We start from the raw sequence: 3,121 nt of genomic DNA, 5'->3' as shown, positions 1-3,121 counted from the left end.
AGTCATGATGAGGAGATTGACAATGCCAGAGCGTAAAATTGGCTTACGGCACTACCTGGCTTATGGATCGGGCGATTTTTTGGGCGCCGGCACCACCGCCCTGACGGCGGCCTGGCTGCTTTACTTCTACACCACCTTCTGTGGTCTGACGCCGATCGAGGCGACCTTTATTTTCGCCATGGCGCGCGTGCTTGACGCCGTCATCAGCCCGCTGATGGGCTTTCTGACCGATAACTTCGGCTCTACCTGGCTGGGCAAGCGCTTTGGCCGCCGCAAATTCTTTATTCTGCTCGGCATTCCCTGCGTATTCAGCTACAGCCTGATGTGGGTCGGCGAGATGAGCTATCTCTATTACCTGCTCACCTACCTGCTGTTTGATATCGTCTATACCATGATTCTGGTGCCTTATGAAACGCTGGTGCCGGAGATGACCGACGATTTCAAAAAGAAAACCAAGTTTTCCGGCGCGCGCATCGCGCTGGCGCAGCTGTCGGCCATTCTGGCGGCTTTCCTGCCCGGCGTGCTGATTAACCATTTCGGTAAAGACAACGCCATCTCCTTTTTCTACGCCAGCCTGGTGTTCTCGATTATCTGCGCCATCGTGTTGACGCTGGTGTGGCTGTTCACCTGGGAGCGCGCGCCGGAAGATTTTTCCGAGGAATCGCGCCGTGCAGAAGAGGAAAAGCGGCAACTGACGCTGGCGCAGAGCCTGAAACGCCTTTATGTCGAACTTGCCTCAACGCTGCGCATCCGCATTTTCCGTCAGCATCTGGGCATGTATCTCGGCGGCTATATCGCGCAGGATGTGTTTAATGCCGTTTTCACCTGGTATGTGGTGTTTGTGCTGATGCAGAGCGCGCAGATCGCTTCCAGCCTGATGGGCACGATGGCGATTTTGCAGTTTATTGCGGTAATGGGCATGATCCCGCTCTGTATCCGCCTTGGGCCTGCGCCTTCCTATCGCCTGGTAGTAACGCTGTTCGCCCTGAGCGCCCTCTCCTACGCCGCGCTCTGGTATACCGGCATGAACGATAGCATGGCGCTGCTGGTGCTGATCTCCGCGCTGGCCGGGCTGGGCCGCGGGGGCATCAACTATGTGCCGTGGAATATCTACACCTATATCGCTGACGTCGATGAGGTGATTACCGGTCAGCGCCGCGAAGGGATCTTCGCCGGCATTATGACGCTGACGCGCAAAGCCTCTCAGGCGGGCGCCGTGATGCTGGTCGGCATCGTACTGCAACTCTCCGGCTTTGTTTCCGGCCAGGCGCAGCAGAGCGATAGCGTACAGCACACCATTCTGCTGATTCTGAGCGTCGGCACGCTGTGCATGCTGGCGATCGGCTTCTTTATTTCCCTGCGCTTTCGCCTGAACCTGCATACCCATTCCGTACTGCGCGAAGAGACCAACAAAATGCGCCTTGCCGGACATCCGGTGCCGGATCGCATTACGCCCGAAGCGCGCGAGACGGTTGAGACGCTCGCCGGGCTGCCTTATGAAAACCTGTGGGGCAATAACAATATTGGCTTTCTTAACCGCCATCGCCCGCCCGCGCCGCCGCTGCGCCCTGTCCAGGCTGCCGACGCGGCGTTGCCGCATACTTTGAAACGATAGATAGGATCTGAACGATGACTGTATTTCCTGTAAAACATAGCGCCCTGCTGCGCCAGCCTGAATTCCTTCTGCCGCGTCCTCAGCTGGTGCAGCTGATTGAGAAGCTGACCGATAACCTGGTCGCTATTACCGATGAAAGCGGCGAATTCTTACTGCGGCTGGATGACGGGCGCGTCATCGATACCAAAGGCTGGGCCGGCTGGGAATGGACGCACGGCATCGGTCTGTACGGCATGTATCACTACTACCAGCAGACCGGCGATGAAAAAACGCTGGCGATTATCGACGACTGGTTCCGTCAGCGCCTGGCGGAAGGCACGCCGACCAAAAACGTCAATACCGTTTGCCCGCTGCTGACGCTGGCTTATCGCTACGAAGAGACGCGCAATCCGGCGCTGCTGCCGGTGCTGGAGCGTTGGGCGGAATGGGTCATGTACGAAATGCCGCGTACCGAACAGGGCGGCCTGCAGCATATCGTCTACAACAATGAGAACCACCAGCAGCTGTGGGACGACACGCTGATGATGAGCGTGCTGCCGCTGGCGAAAATCGGCAAGCTGCTTAATCGTCCGGAGTATGTCGAGGAAGCAAGCTATCAGTTCCTGCTGCACGTACAGTACCTGATGGATCGGGAGACCGGTCTGTGGTTTCACGGCTGGAACTTCGACGGCCGCCACAATTTTGCCAGGGCGCGCTGGGCGCGCGGCAATAGCTGGCTGACCATCGTCATCCCTGAGTTTATCGAGCTGATGGGCTGGCCGGAGCAGCACGCCACGCGCCGTTTCCTGCAACAGGTGCTGGAGAGCCAGGTCGCCGCGCTGCGTCAGTGGCAGCATGAGAGCGGACTGTGGCATACCCTGCTTGACGATCGCGACAGCTACCTGGAAGCATCCGCCACCGCGGGCTTCGCCTACGGTATTTTAAAAGCGGTGCGCAAGCGCTACCTGTCGCGCGACTACCTGCCGATGGCGGAGCTGGCGGTGAAAGGCGTAGTGAATCATATCAACGAGGATGGAGAACTGACGCAGGTGTCATTCGGCACCGCAATGGGCAGCGATCTGGATTACTATCGCCAGATTCCGCTGACCTCCATGCCTTACGGTCAGGCGATGGCGCTACTCTGCCTGACGGAGTATCTGCGCGTTTATCTCTGAGTTAATCGATGTCAATCCATGCGCCCCGCTGACGGGGCGCAGTCAGGTAGCTGTTTCCCCGCTTAATTTTTTCCGCGTCATCTTATCTTCTTGTCAGCAACCTGCCCCCTCTATGGCTTTTTTATTCGGCGCTTATGCGCCTGCCAAGCCCGACTTTACCTTATCGCGTAACGGCGTTCGATATTTACACAATTTTCACAGCAACCTATTATCGCCGGAGTGAATATGGAAGAAGCAGCACAAGGAGTGCCCAATGACCGCTTTACGCTTTCCCTGCACAATATTTAAAACACAAAACAGAATGGATGATTACAGCGCGGAGGATCTGCGTTACGGCGATCTGACCGAGCCG

Annotated in this window: 3 protein-coding genes; all 3 read left to right on the top strand. The window is 57.2% G+C overall.

Features of this window, described 5'->3' with window-relative positions:
• Positions 1–22: 22 nt before the first annotated feature.
• Positions 23–1,615, top strand: coding sequence for an MFS transporter (locus tag MYY08_RS00365; protein WP_288012477.1), 1,593 nt, complete (start codon positions 23–25; stop codon positions 1,613–1,615).
• A 14-nt stretch (positions 1,616–1,629) separates the two neighbouring features.
• On the top strand, positions 1,630–2,769 hold the full coding sequence (bglB, locus tag MYY08_RS00360; RefSeq protein ID WP_038626759.1) for a beta-galactosidase BglB: 1,140 nt from the start codon (positions 1,630–1,632) through the stop codon (positions 2,767–2,769).
• 253 nt (positions 2,770–3,022) lie between these two features.
• Positions 3,023–3,121: DUF3289 family protein (locus MYY08_RS00355; RefSeq protein ID WP_288012479.1), on the top strand; the 99-nt coding region annotated here is incomplete at its 3' end.

It is taken from the genome of Mixta sp. (assembly GCF_024610815.1).
Classification (GTDB): domain Bacteria; phylum Pseudomonadota; class Gammaproteobacteria; order Enterobacterales; family Enterobacteriaceae; genus Mixta; species Mixta calida.
Note: the sequence above shows the minus strand (reverse complement) of the source record. Positions and strands in the feature narration are given on the sequence as shown.

Bases quoted from the DNA above. Each gene is read 5' to 3' on its own strand.
- MYY08_RS00365 (WP_288012477.1), top strand. From the start codon at position 23: ATGCCAGAGCGTAAAATTGGCTTACGGCACTACCTGGCTTATGGATCG.
- bglB (WP_038626759.1), top strand. From the start codon at position 1,630: ATGACTGTATTTCCTGTAAAACATAGCGCCCTGCTGCGCCAGCCTGAA.